Origin of the sequence: Paenibacillus sp. NRS-1760, assembly GCF_050467785.1 — a bacterium.
Classification (GTDB): Bacteria; Bacillota; Bacilli; order Paenibacillales; family Paenibacillaceae; genus Pristimantibacillus.
In genome coordinates this window covers 24,583-44,380 of the sequence record NZ_JBITPK010000021.1, presented here as the reverse complement: position 1 = coordinate 44,380, position 19,798 = coordinate 24,583, and the positions used below count along the sequence as shown (strand labels likewise).

Sequence of the window (19,798 nt, the reverse complement as noted above, 5' to 3'; positions counted from 1 at the left end):
CTTATTGCCCTGCTTCGTCCTGTTTCTCTGCTTCGAAAGATTGAATGCTTTCTTTGCGGCGCTCGTTTTTAGCTTCGATCGATTGCTGCTGATCCGAAGATAATTCATCTGCAAATTCATTTAAGTACTGTTCTGCTTCTTGCAAATTTTCTTTTGTGTTGTTAATGTGCTGCTGCAAATGAGCGGCATTATCTTCTCTGTTGTCTGGTTTAGCCATTTGTAATCCTCCTCTCTGTGCAGTAGTCCTTATTAAGATGTCCGACAAGCACCGAAATTATGCCAATAGAGAGCCCTGAGATCTAATGTTTAAATTTTCTGACAATATAGAATAAAGGCATTTTTTTTTAATATATAAATTAATAGTGGAGAAAAAATCCTTTGCATGATAGGTTAAAAAAGGATTCATTTGAAGAAGGACGAACCTTATAGAATACGGTTTTTCAAAACGGTTGTTTACTGGATTTTCGGATAAAAAGAATTTTCTTTCAGAAAAAATAAAATTGTTGAAAAATTCCTCCAGTGATGATATGTTGTAAACAGGAAAGATCATCACTTTCTGGGAGGATTTACAGCATCTCATTATTGGTGGACTACCATGACAATCACATAAAAAGTAAGCCGAAACCTTCCAAGTAAGTGGGGCATGAAGGCATCGATGCGGGGTTGGAACTTGAACTGAAAACAGGGAGGGATGACCAAACAGCAGTTGATCGCAGCAAATGTAGAGTAAGCATGAGCTCTTGCATTTCATCCATTGGAGGGGTAAAGCTATGCGGAAAATAAAATTATTTGCAATGGTTTTATTGGCGGTTACGCTCGTTTTTGTATCGGCATGCAGCAAGGGCACCAATAACGGAAGTGAGAAAGCTACGAACAAGCCTACGAATGATACGACTGTCGAAACGGCAGCTCCGACAGAAGCTCCGCCTGTAGAGCCGGTTATCGACATGAACGGCGAGACGTTGAAAATTATTCACTGGGTCGACGGACCGTCAGAAGATACGCCGGAAGGTGCAGCGACACTTGAGAAGTGGCGGGCTGCCGAGAAGAAATATAATGTGAAGATCGTATGGGAGAAGGTGCCTTGGGGCGAGAACATAAAAATGGTTACAAACGCTGCGCTCTCTGGTGAGTCGGCAGCCGATATCGTACCTTTGGATTACTATTTTGCAGTGCCGGCCATCAATCAAGGATTGTTTATGCCGGTGGATGATTTCTTCAATTTTGATGATCCCAAATGGCCTGCAGGCTTGAAGCAGCACGGTGCGGTCAATGGCAAAATGTACGGCTTTACCTCCAATATCAACAACGCCTCTGGTCTCTACTACAATAAAACATTATTTGAGCGCGAAGGTCTTCCGGATCCGCATGATTTGATCGCTCAAGACAAATGGACATGGGACGCTTTCCTAGACATCGCCAAAAAAGCGACAAAAGATACGAACGGCGACGGTGTAATCGACCAATGGGGCGTCACCAATATTGTCGGAAATCTATCGCGCATCTTGATTCACTCCAACAACTCCTCCTTTATTACACTCAAAGACGGCAAAAACGTCTTCAACTATGACGATCCAAACCTGCTAGAAGCACTTCGATTTTTTAGTGATCTATTCAATGTGCATAAAGTCGTCGCTCCTAACAAAAACGAGAATTTCGAGGATTACAATGAGTCGCAAACGTTATTCAACTCCGGTAAAGCCGCAATGGTGACTGGTGAAGTATGGGAAGGCGCAACAAGAACAACAATGACCGATGAGCAAGGTTTTGTTTATTTCCCTAAAGGTCCAAAAGCAACAACATGGCAAGGCAGCATTGAAAACTACGTCCAGTTCTATATCCCTGCCATCGTCAAGAGAGCAAAAGAGAAAGCTTATATTTGGGAACAAATTCAAATGTGGGATCGCGTAGAGCCGATTAACCGCGAGGAAGCGGAGAAGCAGCTGCTTGCTGATGAAAGCGATATTGAAGTGATGCTCGATTCTCTCAAATATGCACAGCCTATTTTTCTGCCGCTAGGCGGAGCTTTAAGCGATATTTCCTATTCGATTGCCAATCGCGGCGAGTCGCCAGAGACGGTGCTTGAGCGAAATAAACAAATTGCGCAGGATGCGATTGATAAGGATTTGAATACACAAACAACAACAAAGGCAGCACAATAAAGGATGAGACTAGATTGATGAAACAGCATCGCAGGGAATCCCCATAAGGGATTCCCATCCTTTTATATGGACGACCATTTAAAGAGGAATGAGGGGTTCGCATGCTGAAGGTAACCAGGAAAACAAAGAGAGTGGTTGGCGCACTGCTGGCTCTGGTCCTATGCCTGACAATCGTCTCCATTTATCCTGCGAGCCGCTCCTCAGGCAGCGATCACATACTTGAGTCTACTCACGCGGCATCAGCCTTATTGGAGAAGAAATTAGCAAACCTCCCTTCAGCAGGCAATCGCTATGAAGAGTATGCAGCTGAGTATGCATATGAGCCGCATCCATCGCTCAATCAAACAATTGAAGCCGAATCCTTTGCTGCGATTGAGGGTATGAATGCTGAAAAATTGGAAGTTTACGACGGTGCCGAGACGCCAGTCGTTGAAACGGAAGATTCAGGCGTCATTCATTGGGATGTTGATGTGCCAGAAGACGGATTATATCATATGGCTTTGCGCTATTTTCCGGTGGAAGGCAACACTTCACCCATTGAGAGAGAGCTGCGTATCGACGGTGAAGTTCCTTTTGAAGAAGCATCCAGACTTGTTTTCTCACGGGTATGGCGCAATGAGCTGGCCGAGCTGGAGCAGGATGCCAAGCAAAATGATTTGCGGCCGAGACAAGTTGAAAGCCCGCAGTGGCAGGAGAGAGTATTGCGTGATGCGGAAGGTTATTATCGTGAGCCATTCTCCTTTTATCTATCCAAAGGCCAACATCGAATTTCACTCGTTTCTCTAAGAGAACCGATGATTATAGACTATTTGAAGCTTTACCAGCAAGAAGAAATTCCTCCCTATGAGAAAGTAGCGCAAGGGTATGAAGAGCAAGGCTATAGTGCGACGAAAGGCTTGTTTATTAAGCTTCAAGGCGAGGACGCCGCGTTCAAATCGAATCCCTCATTGTATCCGCTGAATGATCGCTCCAGTCCTGGCACGGAACCCTATCATGTATCGAAAATTAGAATGAATACAATCGGAGGCGTCAACTGGAAAATTCCCGGACAGTGGATTTCGTGGAACCTTGATATTCCAGAAGACGGGCTTTATGAATTTGGCCTAAGATACAAGCAAAATACGGTCAGAGGCGTCAACGTGGTTAGAGAGCTTTCCATCGACGGGAAAATTCCGTTCAAGGAGGCGGAAGCTATCCCTTTCCGTTATGACGGCGCATGGCAGATTGGAATGCCCGGCGAGGATGGCAAGCCGTACTTATTTTATTTGACAAAGGGGAAGCATGAAATCAAGCTGGAGCTGACGATGGGCGACCTCGCTGAAATTATTCGAATGGTGCGTTCCAGCATCCAGCAGCTCAACGCATTGTACCTCAAAATCATCATGATCACTTCAGCTTCGCCAGACCCTCTGCGCGATTACGAGCTGGAGAAAAAAATTCCTGAGCTGCAAAAGGTGTTTAAGGAGCAGAGCGAGTTTCTTACCGCTGCAGCAGATCGGATGGATGAGCTGGTTGGCGGCACGAGCGCCAGCACGACGATCTTAAGAACAACCTCCTATCAATTGAAGGATATTGGAAGCCGTACCGAGACGTTGACCTCACGGCTCAAAGGCTTCAAGGATAATGTGACCGCCCTCGGCACTTGGCTGCTTACCGTAAATCAACAGCCGCTTGAAATCGATTATTTGTTTTTCAAATCGCAGGACGTACCTGTGCCGAAGGTCAGTACTGGAATCATCGGGAAGTCTGTACATGAAGTGATGTCCTTTGCCAGATCGTTTTCCGAAGACTACAGCCACATCAGCAACGTCAAGCAAGGAGACAAGGAAGTAACCGTGTGGATTGCAGCAGGAAGAGATCAGGCTCAGCTGCTTCGGTCTATGATTGACAACACCTTTACGCCGCAAACCGGCATCTCAGTTAATTTACAGCTCGTGAATCCAGCAGTTGTTCTGCCGGCAACGCTAGCGGGGAAAGGCCCGGATATCGCGCTGACACAAGGCGATGTAATCAACTTTGCGATGCGGAACGCGCTTCAGGATTTATCCAGCTTCCCGGAATTTGAACAGATTAAGGACCGGTTTATGGATAGCGCTTTCGCAAGCTTTAAGTATCAGAACGGCGTGTTTGCTCTACCAGAAACACAATCGTTCCCAATGCTATTCTATCGCAAAGATATTTTGGAAGAGCTGCATTTGGACGTGCCGCAAACATGGGAGGATATGTACCGTATCATTCCCGAGCTCCAGAAGCACAACATGGATTTGGCGCTACCGCAAAATATCGTGTTTGAATCGATGCTCTATCAAAATGGCGGCCAATATTACCAAGAAGATGGCATTGCCACGGATCTTGATTCAGCCATTGGCATAGAATCGTTCCAAAAGTGGACGGAGCTGTATACCAACTATAAGCTGCCAATTGAATTTGATTTCATTAACCGTTTCCGCACAGGTGAGATGCCAATTGGTATTGCGGATTATACCACGTTCAATTTTTTGACGATTTTTGCCCCGGAAATTAGAGGCCAGTGGAGTTTTGTCGCGGTCCCGGGCACGAAGAGCGAGGCGGGGAAGGTTCGCCACGATACACTTAGCTCAGCTACAGGCACAGTGATGTTCAAAGACGCCAAAAATAAAGAAGCAGGCTGGTCGTTTATGAAATGGTGGACGGACACGGAGGCACAGGTCACGTTTGGGCGTGAGATGGAAGCGATATTAGGGGAATCGGCGCGATATGCAGCTGCGAATTTAGAAGCTTTGCAGCGTCTTCCATGGTCAGCAAAGGAAATGAATCAGTTGGTTGAAGAGCTGAACTGGGTTGTCGGCAGACCTGCTGTCCCAGGCGGCTATTCACTCGATCGGCACATCTATAATGCCTTTTACGAGGTGTACACCGACGGCAGCGAACCGCGTGAAACGCTGGAAAACTATGTCCGAACGATCAATCAGGAAATTACGATCAAGCGCGAAGAATTTGATTTGCCGACAAAGTAGAAGGGAGGGGTCCATATGATTCAGCTTGTTAAAAAAAGCAAGTTAAAATTGGACAGCAAAACGCTGCGGCCGCGGTTGAATCTGAAGTGGAAGGAAGTTTCGAAGAACAAGGTTTTATATGCCATGATTGCACCGTTCTTTCTGATCTTCTTCACCTTTACCGTCCTTCCCGTCTGCTTATCGCTGCTGGTCAGCTTCACTAACTTTAATATGCTGGAATTTCCGAAGTGGGTAGGCTGGCGCAATTACGCTCAATTGTTCGTTAGGGATGATGTGTTTCTAATCGCTCTAAAAAACACGTTGATCTTCGCCGCAATCACAGGACCTGTCAGTTATATCGCCTGTTTTGTGCTCGCGTGGATCATTAATGAGTTTCCGCCAAAGATTAGAGCTTTTGCGACGCTGGTTTTTTATGCGCCTGCCTTGTCAGGGAGCGCCTTTATCGTGTGGACGCTCTTGTTCAGCAGCGATTCCTATGGATATATCAATGCTTTCCTCCTCAAGTGGCATTTGATATTGGAGCCTATCCTTTGGCTCAAGACACCTAAATATATTCTTCCGATCATCATTATCGTTCAGCTTTGGCTCAGCCTTGGAACGAGTTTTCTTGCCTTTATCGCAGGGCTGCAAGGACTTGATAAAACATTATTCGAGGCGGGTGCGATCGATGGCATACGCAACCGCTGGCAGGAGCTTTGGTTCATTACGCTGCCTTCGATGAGGCCGATGCTGATGTTCGGCGCGGTCATCCAAATTACAGCTTCCTTCGGCGTTGCGGAGGTAGCGACTGCGCTCGCCGGGTTCCCAAGCGTGAAGTATGCGGGGCATACGATCGTTACGCATTTAATGGATTACGGCTCCATTCGCTTTGAGATGGGATACGCCTCAGCTATTGCGACCGTGCTGTTCGCAATGATGCTCGGCTCGAATCTCATTGTGCGTAGGCTGCTGGCGAAGGTCGGTGAGTAGCGATGATTACAATTCGTCTAAGAAAAAAAAGAATAAGCCGCTCATGGATGGGCGATGTCTTTCTGTTCTTGCTGCTTGCAGCAGTAGGATATTTTATGGCAATGCCGCTTGTATTTGTGATCAGCAATGCATTCAAGCCGATTAACGAAATTTTGAAGTTTCCGCCTGATTTTTTGGTCAAAAATCCTACATTCACTAACTTTACGGACTTATATCATCTGCTTTCCGGTTCATGGGTGCCTTTTACTCGTTACATTTATAACACTTTTTTTATTGCGATTGTTGGTACGGTCGGTCACGTGCTCATTGCTTCCCTCGCAGCTTATCCACTGGCGAAGCGGAAATTTCCAGGAAAGGGATTCCTTTTCACCATTGTAGTCCTATCACTAATGTTCTCAGCTACGGTTACTCAGATTACGAATTACATGACGATGTCATGGCTCGGTTTTCTGGATACCCACTGGGCGGTTATTATTCCGGCAATTGGCTCCTCGCTTGGGCTGTATCTTATGAAACAGTTTATGGAGCAAATACCGGATGCGCTGCTCGAAGCTGCACAGATTGATGGTTGCAGTGAAGTTCGCATTTTCTGGAGTGTCGTTATGCCTGTCGTCAAACCTGCATGGCTTACGCTAGTTATTTTTTCTTTCCAAGGTTTATGGGGGGCAGGCGGAGCAGCGGGCTCGATGTACATTTACAGTGAGCAGCTCAAAACAATTGATTACGCGTTAAGTCAGATTCTGGCGGGAGGCATCGCACGAACGGGTCCTTCGATGGCAGCAACATTGCTGCTGCTCACCGTTCCGATTCTCATCTTTGTGCTATCGCAGAGCAGCGTTATTCAAACGATGTCAACCTCCGGCATGAAAGAATGATGGGAAAGGGGAGGCTTACGTTGAATCGATTATGTAAATTTCTGCTGCTCTTCCCACTAATGCTGATCCTGGTTGGCATTTCGGTTCCAGTCTATGCTGCACCATATGATGGCTACAATTATTCGTGGTGGGGAGATCCTGAGCCAGCGCCTGTGCCGTACTTGCCAGTGAAGCAAATCGGCGGGGAGCAGTTAAGCTCCGGACCATTCAAATCGCCAGAGGACTTGTTCATAACCGCTGACAATCAGATCTATGTCGCGGATACAGGGAATAACCGCATTGTCGTGCTTGATGAGCAAGCAAGTGTAATTCAGACGATTGATGCTTTTGTGAATGGCAATAAAGCGGATAGCTTCTCAGCTCCGCAAGGAATCTTCGTACATTCAAATGGACATTTGTTCATTGCTGATACAGGAAACAAACGCATTGTTGAACTAACGAAGGAAGGCGAGCTGGTACGCGTCATTGGCGCTCCGGAGAGCGATGTGCTGGGCGGAAACTTTGTCTATGAGCCGATCAAGCTGGTCGGAGATTCAGCGGGTCGTTTATATGTTGTCGGAAAAGGCGTGTTCAATGGCATTATGCAGTTTGATTCCGGCGGCAAGTTCTCAGGGTTTATGGGCGTCAATAAAGTACGCTACAGTGCCGCGGATTTGTTCTGGAAGCGCGTCATGACGAAGGAGCAGCGTTCCAAAATGGTGCTCTTTATCCCTGTCGAATTCAACAACGTCGATATTGACAGTGAGGGCTTTGTTTATGCTACAACAAGCGAGGCATTCTCGGATACACCAGTAAAGCGTCTGAATCCATCTGGAACGGATGTGCTGAAGAGAACGGGCTACCAGCCTCCAAAAGGTGATATTCGATTCCGCACAGGAGGCACACGGCCCGGAACATCAGCTATTCAAAGCGTCGCTCTTGATCGAAATGGGATTTACAGCATTTTGGACAGTACACGCGGGAGAATCTTTACGTACGACAGAGAAGGCAAGCTGATGTATATTTACGGACTGCTTGGTGAGCAGGTTGGGACGTTTAAGACGCCAACCGACATTGACATGTTAGGCGATAAGATGATTGTGCTAGATAAAGGCTTGAATCAGCTGGTCATGTTTGAGCCAACGCGCTATGGAAAGGTGATTCGGGAAGCCGTTATTAATAATGATATTGGCGAGGAAGAAAAGTCGGTCGAGAAATGGCGCGAGGCTTTGCGATTAAACAACAATCTCGAAATCGCTTATTTGGGGATCGGGAAAGCGGAGCTCAGACAGGGACATAATTACGAAGCGATGAAGCATTTTGAGCTGGGCATGCACACGCAATATTATTCACGGGCTTTTGAACGTTACCGCAAGGATTTCATGTGGGAGCATTTCGGGAAAATTGCTGCAGTAGCGATAACAGCAGTCGTACTGCTCATCGCTGCGAGAGTGCTCATCAAGCGTAGAACAGCTGAGCCTGGCGTAGTGGGAATGGGCTGGTATACGATCTTCCATCCGTTTAATGGATTCTGGGAGCTGAAGTTCGAGCGAAAAGGGAAGATCTGGTTTGCTTTGCTGCTGCTGCTTATTCTATCACTTCTCTATGTACTCAAAAGGCAGTTTACCGGCTTTATCTTTAATCCAACGGTCAATGCAGAGAATGTAAACGTGCTTGATGAGATTAAATTTATTGTGCTCCCGTTTTTTCTATGGTGCATCGCCAACTGGTCGATGACGACGCTGATGGATGGCGAGGGGAAATTCAAAGAAATTGTAATGGCTACCGCCTATGCGCTTATTCCAGTTGTGCTGATGCAAATTCCACTCATTTTATTATCCAATGTCATTACGATTCAGGAAGGTTCGTTCTATCGATTGCTGGAGTCAATCGGCTTCTTGTGGTTTTTTGGATTGTTATTTGTCGGTATGCTTACCGTTCATCAGTACACGGTGGGGAAAACGGTCATTACGATGCTGCTAACGATGCTTGTGATGGGCATCATCATCTTCTTAGGCTTGCTTTTCTTCAGCTTAGCGCAGCAGATGCTTTCCTTCGCAGCTACGGTATACAAAGAAGCGATGTTTAGACTAGGGGAGGGATAATGCCATGTCAAAGCACAATACACGGAAATGGGTGGCATTGTCCCTGCTGCTTGCGATGCTGTCGCTGCCGGCTTGCACATCGGCAACGGTTAACAGCACCCTTACATCCGGGACGCCTAGTAAAGATTCCGCGGAAACGGATGCTTCGCTCCGTGCACTAGACGCGTCAGCTCAAGTGGAGCCTCGAATAGAAGGTCTTGATCCGGTGCTGGAGAACGATGCACTTCGGCTTTATATTAGCAAGGCTACTGCTGAAATCGCGGTCGTGGATAAAATAAGCGGGAACATATGGCGCTCGAATCCAGACAGCTCGGAGGATAAGCTTGCTTCACCGTATTTAAAGGGGAAATTATCCTCCCAAATCTCTTTCGTCTACCTCACGAAGAGCGGTCAGAACAAAGATTATGACAGCTATAACAACAGCGTGAAATTTAATCAGTTTGAAATTAAGCAAGCGGATAATGGGGTGACGGTCACCTATCAGTTCGGTGATCCGCAGAAAGGGCTTGAGTCCATACCGCAGAAGATAAACAAGGAGCGGTTCGAAGAAAGATTGCTGAAGCGATTGGAAGATCCAGCGGACCAAGAACAGCTGAAGGTTAGATACAAGCTAAATGAGGAGCAGGGTATTTACGAACGCCGAGAAATACCAAAAGCTGTCGTGAAAAAGCTATTGGCAATCTTTGAGAAGGCGGAATATACGGAAGAGGATTTTGCTATCGATAATGGTGAGGGAGACGGCGGCGGAGCAGCTGAAGAATCGGTTAAACCGAAATTTTCGGCAGCGATTGAATACACATTGGATGGCAGAGATCTAATCGCTTCAGTGGATACGTCGACCATCACTGAAGATACTCCGCCTTATCGGATTCATTCGATCAGTCTTCTAGAAAATTTCGGAGCTGCGGGCCAGAAGGATGACGGCTACCTCTTTCTTCCTGACGGGTCGGGAACGCTTATTAGGTTCAACACTGGAAATATCCAGGCGCAGCCTATCCTGATCCCGATATACGGTGAAGACAGCTCGATCTATGTAAATGAAAAGTTTAATACGCTTGAGCCAAACCGGTTGCCGGTATTCGGAATGAAAAAGAATGATGCAGCATTTCTTGCCATTATTGAGCAGGGGGAAGCGCTAGCCAAGCTTTCCGCGGATATAAGCGGGCGATTGCATGAGTTTAATACGATTGCTGCCCAGTTCATTATTTTGCCGAAGGACGAGGTGCGTTTAAGCAATAATGAGATCATGCACAAAACGCCAAAGGAGACGTACAAGGGGAATTTGAAAATTCGTTATTCCTTATTAAGCGGCGATGAGGCTGATTACTCAGGCATGGCAGCAAGCTATCGCACTTATCTGGAGAAGGCGGATGGGCTATCAAAGCTGAAAGCAGAAGGAGATGCGCCATTTTATATGGAGCTTGTTGGCAGCATCCCGAAAAAGAAAAACATGTTAGGTTTTCCTTATGAGGCTCTTGTACCTTTAACGAATTTGAAGGAAGCTGAGCAGCTCGTTGATCAGCTTCACGGCAAGCAAATACAAAATATACGGCTGAGTTACAAGGGCTGGTTTAATGAAGGCTTAAATCATACGATAGCATCGAATATCGACATGGATAACGTGATAGGGAGCAAAGGCGATTGGAAGCGATTAGTGGAAAAGCTGCAGAAGAGCGGAGGTGGGTTTTATCCGGATGCAGCCTTCCAGCTTATCTATCAGAATTCCGGGAAATTTAGCCCGAGCAAAGACTCTGCCCAGTACATTTCTCGGCGCTATGCGAAAATTTATGAATTCGATCGCGCAGCATATTTTCGGCATAACGAGCTGTTGTCACACTATTTGTTGACTCCAAGAAAGCTAAGTTCAACGGTCAGCGGTTTTCTGTCTGATTTCAAGAAGCTGAATCCTGGAGCTATTTCCTTGAGGGATCTGGGCTCTGAGCTTCATTCGGATTTTCGAAGAAATGCAGAGGTGACAAGAGAGGACGCAAAACGAATCGTTACAGATCAGCTCGAAGCCATTTCGGAGATGTCACCAAGCATAATGGTCAATGGCGGCAATGCTTATGTTCTCCCGTATGTATCGCATATTCTAAACATACCGCAAAAAAGCAATGAATATCAGCTAGCCGGTGAGTCGATACCGTTTAACCAAATGGTGCTGCATGGTTATATCGAATATGCGGGAAAAGCATACAACATGGCTGATGAGCAAGACTTTCGGGAAAGTGTACTGCGCTCGCTTGAAACGGGTTCAAATGTCTACTTTAGCTGGTTCTATGAGGAGCCGTCCGTTCTTAAGGACACTCGATTCAGTTATCTTTATTCGAATGATTATGAGCAATGGTTTGATGAGGCTGTCGACGCTTATGGCGAAGTGAATGCAGTGCTGCGGCAGGTCCGCGGTCAGAGCATGATCAAGCACGAAAAGCTGGCGGAACGCACTTACAAAACCGTATATGAAAGCGGCTTAACGGTTTACGTAAATTACAGCGATTCCGTTGTTCAAACGGATGGTGTGACCATTGAAGCCCATGATTACATCGTTAAGGGGGGATAAGGATGTCGAAGAGACGAACACTGAGCTTGGAGCGCAAAAAGGAAATATACGGCGTGTTGTTCGTAACCCCTTGGCTGCTTGGATTCGTACTGCTGATGGTTATCCCATTCGTCCAGTCGCTTCAATTCAGCTTCCATAAGCTGACGCTTAATTCGGAAGGCTACTCGCTTCAATATGTCGGCCTTGAAAATTATCGCAACATCTTTTTTGTTGATGCGTGGTACGTTCGTTCCTTAACGGAAGCCGTTACGGTGATGGCATTAAACGTACCGCTCATTATTTTTTTTAGTTTATTTACAGCCACATTATTGGTGCAGAAATTCAAAGGGAGAATGCTTGCGAGAGCGATCATATTCCTGCCAGTCGTGTTAGCCTCAGGGGTTATAGCTAAGCTTGATAACGGCAATTTTCTAGCTCAAATGATCGGATCCGCTTCAACCGACATGGAGGGCAACTATTCTGGACTGCGAAGCATTGAGCTAAGGCCGCTGCTCTTCCAAGCTGGTCTTAGCCGGGACATTGTGGAGTATTTGACTAGTGCGGTTGATCGAATCTACCAGATCATCAGCTCGTCTGGCGTCCAGATACTCATTTTTTTAGCGGGGCTGCAGTCGATCTCACCTTCTCTTTATGAAGCGGCGAAGATGGAAGGGGCCACAGGTTATGAAGCCTTCTGGAAAATAACATTTCCCATGATTTCGCCGCTCATTCTGACGAATGTGGTGTATACCATCATCGATTCCTTCTATGACAATAAAATGACGCAAATGATTCAGGAAGCAGCTTTTGGTCGATTGGACTTTGGCGTCAGCTCGGCGATGTCATGGATTTACTTTCTAGTCATCTCGATCATTCTAGTCGTATCGACGTATCTGATTTCGAAGCGTGTATTCTACTATGACTAACAAGGAGGAAGAGATATGGAAGCTGAGACAAAGGTGAAAGGCCGCATCTCGGACTCTGCCTTAGTGCGGGCCGCAACGAGCTGGTACGATCGCCATAGCCCAGTTGAAAAAGCGAAGCATTGGCTTTGGATATTCATCCGTTCCGTACTCATCGTCGGGATTTGTTTTATCATTTTGTATCCGATCATTACGAAGCTGTCCATCGCGTTGCGCGACAAGCAGGATATGTTCGATGCAACCGTCGTATGGCTGCCGCGGCATTTTACACTGGATAATATCAAAATCGTCATGGGTTATTTAAAATATTCGGAATCCGTCACTAACACGCTGCTGCTTAGCCTTGGGACGTCGCTGCTTCAACTCGCTTCCTGCGCACTGGCTGGTTATGGCTTTGCAAGGCTCAAGTTCCGGGGCAGCGCCATTTTGTTCGGAGTCGTCATCTTCACCATCGTTGTGCCGCCGCAAACGATTATGGTTCCTACGTATTTGCATTATCGCTTTTTTGATGTGTTTGGGCTCTATCATCTGTTCACGGGAAAAGATGGCGTGAATCTGCTGGAGAGCTTCTGGCCTTTCTTTATTTCTTCGGGGCTTGCGATGGGCTTGAAAAACGGTCTGTATATTTATATTTTCCGTCAATTTTTCCGCTCACTGCCGAAGGATTTGGAAGAGGCCGCGTATGTGGACGGAGCGGGCATTCCGGGTACCTTTGCAAGAGTCATGCTGCCTAATGCTGTACCTGCGATAGCTACGGTCATGCTGTTCTCGTTCATCTGGCAATGGAATGACAGCTACTTTGTAAATCTTTTTGCGCCAAATTATACCCTTCTTGCAAGAATGCTCGATTTGCTGCCTGGTGCTGTTCGACCCGAATATGTTGGTGGTATTTCTCATACATCTTTATATTTGAACACTGGAACACTGCTCGGCATTTTACCGATCTTTATTCTTTATTTATTCGCACAAAGATACTTTGTAGAGAGCGTAGAGCGCACAGGATTGGTAGGCTAGCGATTATTCGGGCAACCGTACTTACGATTGGAGGGTTCTGCAATGAACGATGCCATAGGAGTAGATAGCGAGGGGCTCTTGGATAAGCAGGTGACCCTATGATCCCACCATTAATTGCCGGACTAAAAAAAGGATTTATCGTATCCTGTCAGGCGCTTGAGCATGAGCCATTGTACGGCTCCGATATTATGGCTGCGATGGCAGCGGCAGCGGAATCCGGAGGGGCATCAGCTATTCGTGCCAATACGCCGCAGGATATTGCCGCTATCAAACGCAAATGCAAGATTCCGGTTATCGGACTATATAAAAAACATTATCCCGATAGCGATGTCTACATTACTCCAACCTTGCTAGAGGTAGGGGAAGTGATCCGAGCGGGTGCTGATATCGTGGCTATAGACTGCACTTCCATGCCGAGGCCAAGAAACGAGAAGCTGGATCATGTCATTGCTGCTATTCGCAAAAATTTTCCTAATACGCTGATCATGGCGGATATTTCTACTTTTGAGGAAGGCGTATCCGCCATGAAGCTTGGCGTAGATGTCGTCTCTACGACGATGTCGGGTTATACGCCACAAAGTCCGAAGCTGCAAACCCCTGATTTTGAGTTGATCGGAAAATTAGCTGCGCTTGGTCAGACACCCGTTTTTGCGGAAGGAAGAATATGGTCGATCGAGGATTGCTTGCGCTGCTTTGACGCTGGCGCGCACGCTGTCGTAATCGGAACCGCTATTACAAGGCCGCAAGAGGTTGTGAGACGTTTTGTAACGAGCATCAAGTAATGAGTAGGAGGCAGCGATATGGAGCGATCGGATAGTGGAGCTTTTCTTCGTTCAGGGGAACAAACGGCAGGAATAAACAATCTGATGTTGTTTTATAACGGTCATTATGAAAACGATGCGGGCGTATGGAGGAAAGAGCAATTTATACCCTATATCAGCTACATCGATGCTGAAGGCAAGCCGCTCGAATGGCTGTTTGACGGGGCTTTGTTTCTAGCCAAGTGGTCTCATTCTTCAAATGGATTTGAAGAATCAGAGGAGCATCCAAACGATGAAAAAGACTGGCAATGGTACTTGGATAAGACCTTTGGGGAATCAGGTGAACTGTCGGCTTTAAATGAAGCGATGGAGGAGGTAGCGCTGCAACTCGCAGACCCAAAGCATAAAATGAAGGTTGTGCTCATGATTCCCTATCCGGCTCCGAATCAGCAGAACTTTGGAGCAATAAGCGATGATGGCAACTCGCTTTGCTTCGATCATACAATTGTTTCAGCAGTGGAAGCGACTCGAAATAAACAAAAAGCGCTTGAGTGGTATATTGGTCAACTGCTAGAGCGCTGGGAGCGTGCTGACTTGCCCTTTCTCGAGCTGAAGGCGCTCTATTGGATGAATGAAGCAGTGAATACGAGTGTTCCCTACGAGGAAGGGCTGATTGGCTGGACGGGAGATATGGTTCGCGCGAAAGGGCTGAAATTTTTCTGGATTCCCTATTACAGGGCCAGCTTGTATTGGAAATGGAAGGAGCTAGGCTTTGACGCAGCAGCAATGCAGCCTAATCACTTTTTTACTAAGACAGGCGAATCGAGAGTCGGGATCGCAGCCAACATGGCCAAACAAGCCGGCATGGGCGTAGAGATCGAGGTCGATTCTCGAGTTTTTGAAAGCAATGGCGATTTCCGCGCAAAATATGAAAATTATTTGGCAGGCGGCGCGAGATATGGTTATAGCGGGGATGTATTTAAAGGTTATTATCAAGACGTTAAGCTGCTCTTTGATGCAGCATATGCGGAGGAGCCGGAAAAAAGGGATATTTATGATTTGACCTATCAATTTATAAAGGGGCGTTATAAACGATGACAAAAGTGAATATTGGCGTGATCGGGGCAGGCTCTATTTCGGAGGTTCATCTGAATGCGTATGCAGGCAATCCAGAAGTTAACCTCTATGCCATATGTGATTTAAATGAAGAACGTGCCCAAAACAAAGCGACTAGATTTGGCGCGCAAAAGGTGTTCACGGACTACCGCGAGCTGCTTGCTGATCCAGCAATCGATGCAGTAAGCATTTGCACATGGAACAACTCGCATGCTGAAATTAGCATTGCTGCCGTAGAGGCCGGCAAGCATGTTCTCGTAGAGAAGCCGCTTTGCAAAACCGTTGCAGAAGCGGAGCGGGTAGAGCAAGCGGTGAAAAATAGCGGCAAGGTTTTGCAGGTTGGTTTCGTGAGGCGATACGGATCGAATACAGACGTTTTGCAGCGTTTCATCAGCGCAGGTGAGCTTGGCAGCATTTATTATGCAAAGGCGACTTGTTTGCGAAGGTTAGGGAACCCAGGCGGTTGGTTCTCTGACAAGGAGCGTTCGGGCGGCGGACCTTTAATCGATCTTGGCGTACACATTATTGATTTATGCTGGTACTTAATGGGCAAGCCGAAAGTAAAGTCGATCAGCGGCAATACTTATCGTCAGCTTGGGAATCGGGCAAATGTTCAAAATCTATCGTTTTACAAAGCATCCGACTATGATTCCAGCAAAAACACCGTTGAGGATCTGGCAAACGCGCTTATCCGTTTCGACAACGGGGCATCACTTTTGGTTGATGTAAGCTTTACGCTGCATGCCAAAAAGGATGAGATTACCGTCAAAATTTTTGGTGACAAAGGTGGCGCCGAAATCGAGCCGGAGCTGTTCATCGTTGCGGAGAAACATGATACGATTCTGAACATTACGCCGCAGGTTGACCAGTTAGGCTTTGATTTCGCCAGCGGATTCCAAAATGAAATCAACCATTTCATCGACAGCTGCCTCGGAAGAAAAGAGACCTTAAGTCCAGTACAAGATGGTCTTGAGGTGATGAAAATGCTGTGCGGCATATACGAATCAGCAGAGAAAGGTGAAGAAATTCAGTTCAGCTGAGCTTTAAAGGGTTAATAAAAATGCTGTTCCATCGGGCAAGCCTAGGAACAGCATTTTCATATCTGATGTTAATCACTTGCGAGCGCTGTATTATAAGGATAAATCGACTTCAAACATGCGATTCCAAGGGAGATCGGCTTTTATTTCGTCGATTCTGCCCTCAGCGAGTTCAGCTAAATAATCATTGCAGAAGCGCTGCAGCTTTTGGGTGATGAGCTGAGATACATGCTCTTTAACTTGGCTCACATCGAAGTAGTTGGCTCCGAGCTCTGGCAAGTGATGAGCGACTTCCTGTCTTACGATTGTTTGATAACCCCAATCTTCAATCAAACGATAGAGCATGAAATGCTCGCTCATCTGTGTGCTTGATTCTTGGTTATTGCTTTGTTGGCGATAGTAGGAAGCTACGATGGCATGCGCTATCACCGTTCCGAGTGTATTGCCGGACGTATTCCAGCCAGCGTAAGCGGAGAGGCGGGAAATTAGGTTTTTCTTGGATAACAGTTTTAAGAGACTATTATCGGCGCCATTGCATGAAGCGACATCCGCCAGTGCGACCATGCAGCCTTTATTAGCTATCGCTTCAATCGCCGTAACGAATTCAGCTATATGTACCTCAGAGAAGTAGGAACGGTGACGATCCCGGTATAAATTTGGTGATTCAGCTGCATCATGCGAAGACACTGGAGGAGAATGTACCATAAGTACAAAATCGGCTGTCATCGAGGAATCACCCATGAAGGCGCCTCCTGAAGTTAAGTGAGATTTTATGCTTTCATTCAGACTGCGATCCTCGTATTTCGGAATGATCGTTGGCCCAAGTGTCGAGGAGTAACGAACAAAAACCTCAGGTTGATATTTTTTGATCGTGCAAAACACCTTGGCAAATAAGATGCTTCCTATTTCGTCAGCACCAGGGTAAATAAGCACATTATCCATGAGATTGTACTGCTCTACCGAGATAAGAAGCTTGCGCTGCTCCATCGGACTGAAGCCGTATTTCGAATTATCGTCCAGAGGAATAACAAGATGATCAATGATGCCGGATTGTACGAGCGTGATCATATGTTCATTTACTTGTGAGTTCGCTTCTCTGCGCTGTAGAAAGTCATTTAGAATGGCGCTTGGTATAGAACTATGAAGCTGAAGCCATTCGTTTTGTTCATCATCGTTCAGCAGCTCGGAGGTCTGCTTGTCTTTTAACCAGCCATAGCGATAAATCGAGTGTCCATAATGCGCGTAATAATCAGGTTCCTCGTCACTGCTGTTGTAAGCTGGGGCTCTCATAATTAAATTGAACGCATAAATGCGAAGTGCCGGATTGCGCTGCTTCAGCTGCTCAAGCAGTTGGAGACGTTCCATGCATGCTTGAAGCGATAATTGATGCAGACGGGAAGGAACAATGCCGCCGTAAACGAGCATATCAACGGAAAGTATCAAATAGTCTGCATTAGCAGTTTGCTGCAACAGCCAATCATGTACCCCTTCATAGCGGGCAGGCTGTTTCTTTCTTCCGAGCAATTCTAGTGGCGGAGCGACGAGCGAGAGATCGCTGATTGCAGCTATCATTTGTGGGAATTTTGCATTGCAAGGACGTTCGTCTAGCGGAAGGTAAACGACTTTACTCATACAATGACCTCCATTTATGGATAAATGATGAATTACACCTATTATACATCAAGCAGAGTGTATGGAATATTTTTTTATAAAAAAAATTTAAAAAGGATTTTTTCTCTAAAATGGTCATAAAAATTGGATTATGAGATCTCACATCAGCTATTGGATGATCATTTATGAGGCGTGGTCTCGTTTTACTAGAAAAGTCGTAATTGTGATGATTGGAGGATTTATTCTAAAAATTTAAAATAAATAAAAAAATATTCCGTTATCAATTAATAGGTGGTACACTACAAGTGAAATTGGAAAAAGGAGGTATAACTGGTTGTCTACGTTGTTTAAGGACTCATTTCGCAACCAAGCCGTTTCTGGTCCTAGCATCCAGATTGATCCCTCATTTCCCTATTATCAGCAAAGGTCGCCAGAGAGTATTGTTGAAGAAATTATGCTTGCAGGGTATCAAAGCGTCCATTATTTTGTTGTAAATGAACATGTCATTCAGAAGGACTTGCTGCTTGCCTTCCGTCAAAATGGAATTCCGGTGTGGGCGATGGTGATAGGAAACGGTACCTTCTCTACCGACAGGTTTCCAGAAGAATGGCCTTCTTGGCAGATGAAGCTGCTTAAGGAGCCGAATGACGGCTTCTGGCGATTGTCGCCATTTAGTGAAGGCTACGTGCAGTGGAAAAAATCAGCGATGGCTAAGCTTGTGACGGAGTATCCTTTCGACGGGATAGAAATTGCCGAGCCGTATTTTCCAGAGTGGGGCGGGATTGAGAGAGGGGTTTACGGTGATGTTGGGCCGCTTGCAAAATCGGCGTTCCGAGCACGTTACGGCGTAGATATGCCTGATTTTACAAATGCAGCTGCTCCTAACTATTACCTTCGGGATGTTCAAACCTACAACAAGTGGATCGAGTTCCGTGTAGAAGCAGTCAATGGCTTTATAAATGAAATGATAAATGGAGAAGGAGGCGTTCGTGAGGTTAGGCCAGATATCGTTGTTGCCACTTGGTCGCTTGCGATTAATGCAGGACAGGATAGCGTCGAACGACTCCGTGAAGACCAAGGCCTTGATGCTCCATCGATGATTGAAAAGGTAAACCCGGATATCCATTTCTTGCAAACGCATTGGCCCGATTGGCTGCGTGGAGATCTGCCAGCTGATTACGTAAAAGGCTACCAGCCTTTTGTCGATCAGATTAAGGAGCGATTTCCCGAGCTGCCATTAGCCGTTCAGGCGGATATCGGTTCTGCACAACCAATGATTAAAAGCGGGGAATGGCTGGAGACATTCAGTCAAACGGCTTTTGCGCTCGGCTATGCATCTTGGACAGCTTATGAGTATCATACAGGCGGTTATATGTATGATCATAAGCCGTTTCCCATGCTTACTGAACGGAGAAGCAGAAACGAAATTGTGATTTCATTCAACAAACGAATTGACGAACACTCGGCTATGAATGATTCCTGCTACAAGCTTTGGAATAACGGCGCTTCTATTTCTCTGGTATGGGATAGTATAGCGGTTGATGGAAATAGAGTTATTCTTCGTTCGGAACAGCTGCCGGCAGCTTCATTTGTGCTAGAGCTAAGTGATATTCGTGATACGCCGGAGAGTTGGTTGTTTAAGGATAGACCCGCAAATGTGATTCCAAATGGTACGAGATTGTCCATTCTAGGAGTTTATTGAGCAAGAACG

General features: G+C 46.3%; 14 protein-coding genes. 12 read left to right on the top strand and 2 right to left on the bottom strand.

Features of this window, described 5'->3' with window-relative positions; translation table 11 throughout:
• Position 1: 1 nt before the first annotated feature.
• On the bottom strand, positions 2-217 hold the full coding sequence (gene tlp, locus ACIFSR_RS28340; protein ID WP_339208592.1) for a small acid-soluble spore protein Tlp: 216 nt from the start codon (positions 215-217) through the stop codon (positions 2-4).
• Positions 218-770: 553 nt separating this feature from the next.
• Here tlp and ACIFSR_RS28335 point away from each other — a divergent pair.
• The 11 genes from ACIFSR_RS28335 to ACIFSR_RS28285 all read left to right on the top strand — a co-directional run bounded on the left by ACIFSR_RS28335 (position 771) and on the right by ACIFSR_RS28285 (position 16,479).
• Entirely contained in the window at positions 771-2,162 is a 1,392-nt protein-coding gene (locus ACIFSR_RS28335) for an ABC transporter substrate-binding protein (RefSeq protein WP_339208594.1), read from the top strand.
• A gap of 101 nt (positions 2,163-2,263) precedes the next feature.
• On the top strand, positions 2,264-5,158 hold the full coding sequence (locus ACIFSR_RS28330) for an extracellular solute-binding protein (protein ID WP_430061693.1): 2,895 nt from the start codon (positions 2,264-2,266) through the stop codon (positions 5,156-5,158).
• 15 nt (positions 5,159-5,173) lie between these two features.
• A complete protein-coding gene (locus ACIFSR_RS28325; RefSeq protein ID WP_144376841.1) occupies positions 5,174-6,127 on the top strand; it encodes a carbohydrate ABC transporter permease in 954 nt (317 codons plus the stop codon).
• Positions 6,128-6,129: 2 nt separating this feature from the next.
• Entirely contained in the window at positions 6,130-7,002 is an 873-nt protein-coding gene (locus ACIFSR_RS28320) for a carbohydrate ABC transporter permease (protein ID WP_076270027.1), read from the top strand.
• Between the two features lie 20 nt (positions 7,003-7,022).
• Positions 7,023-9,086 (top strand): YIP1 family protein, encoded by a 2,064-nt coding sequence (locus tag ACIFSR_RS28315; protein ID WP_339208598.1) that lies wholly within the window; start codon positions 7,023-7,025, stop codon positions 9,084-9,086.
• 4 nt (positions 9,087-9,090) lie between these two features.
• Positions 9,091-11,646: a DUF5696 domain-containing protein gene (locus ACIFSR_RS28310; RefSeq protein WP_430061691.1), complete on the top strand. Its 2,556-nt coding sequence runs from the start codon at positions 9,091-9,093 to the stop codon at positions 11,644-11,646.
• A 2-nt stretch (positions 11,647-11,648) separates the two neighbouring features.
• Positions 11,649-12,551 (top strand): carbohydrate ABC transporter permease, encoded by a 903-nt coding sequence (locus ACIFSR_RS28305; protein ID WP_430061689.1) that lies wholly within the window; start codon positions 11,649-11,651, stop codon positions 12,549-12,551.
• A 15-nt stretch (positions 12,552-12,566) separates the two neighbouring features.
• Positions 12,567-13,562, top strand: a complete 996-nt coding sequence (locus ACIFSR_RS28300) for a carbohydrate ABC transporter permease (protein WP_430061687.1) — start codon at positions 12,567-12,569, stop codon at positions 13,560-13,562.
• Between the two features lie 98 nt (positions 13,563-13,660).
• The gene (locus ACIFSR_RS28295) at positions 13,661-14,344 is read left to right on the top strand and encodes an N-acetylmannosamine-6-phosphate 2-epimerase (protein ID WP_339208602.1); all 684 of its coding nucleotides are present in this window, start codon (positions 13,661-13,663) and stop codon (positions 14,342-14,344) included.
• An 18-nt stretch (positions 14,345-14,362) separates the two neighbouring features.
• The gene (locus ACIFSR_RS28290) at positions 14,363-15,421 is read left to right on the top strand and encodes a DUF4855 domain-containing protein (RefSeq protein ID WP_430061685.1); all 1,059 of its coding nucleotides are present in this window, start codon (positions 14,363-14,365) and stop codon (positions 15,419-15,421) included.
• Entirely contained in the window at positions 15,418-16,479 is a 1,062-nt protein-coding gene (locus tag ACIFSR_RS28285) for a Gfo/Idh/MocA family protein (RefSeq protein ID WP_430061683.1), read from the top strand. The genes ACIFSR_RS28290 and ACIFSR_RS28285 overlap by 4 nt, the downstream gene beginning before the upstream one ends.
• A gap of 90 nt (positions 16,480-16,569) precedes the next feature.
• On the opposite strand, the gene ACIFSR_RS28280 is transcribed toward ACIFSR_RS28285, so the two are convergent.
• Positions 16,570-18,108, bottom strand: a complete 1,539-nt coding sequence (locus ACIFSR_RS28280; RefSeq protein WP_430061681.1) for a DUF4127 family protein — start codon at positions 18,106-18,108, stop codon at positions 16,570-16,572.
• A 313-nt stretch (positions 18,109-18,421) separates the two neighbouring features.
• Here ACIFSR_RS28280 and ACIFSR_RS28275 point away from each other — a divergent pair, with 313 nt between their 5' ends.
• Positions 18,422-19,789, top strand: a complete 1,368-nt coding sequence (locus tag ACIFSR_RS28275; RefSeq protein ID WP_430061679.1) for an N-acyl-D-glucosamine 2-epimerase — start codon at positions 18,422-18,424, stop codon at positions 19,787-19,789.
• Positions 19,790-19,798: the final 9 nt, after the last annotated feature.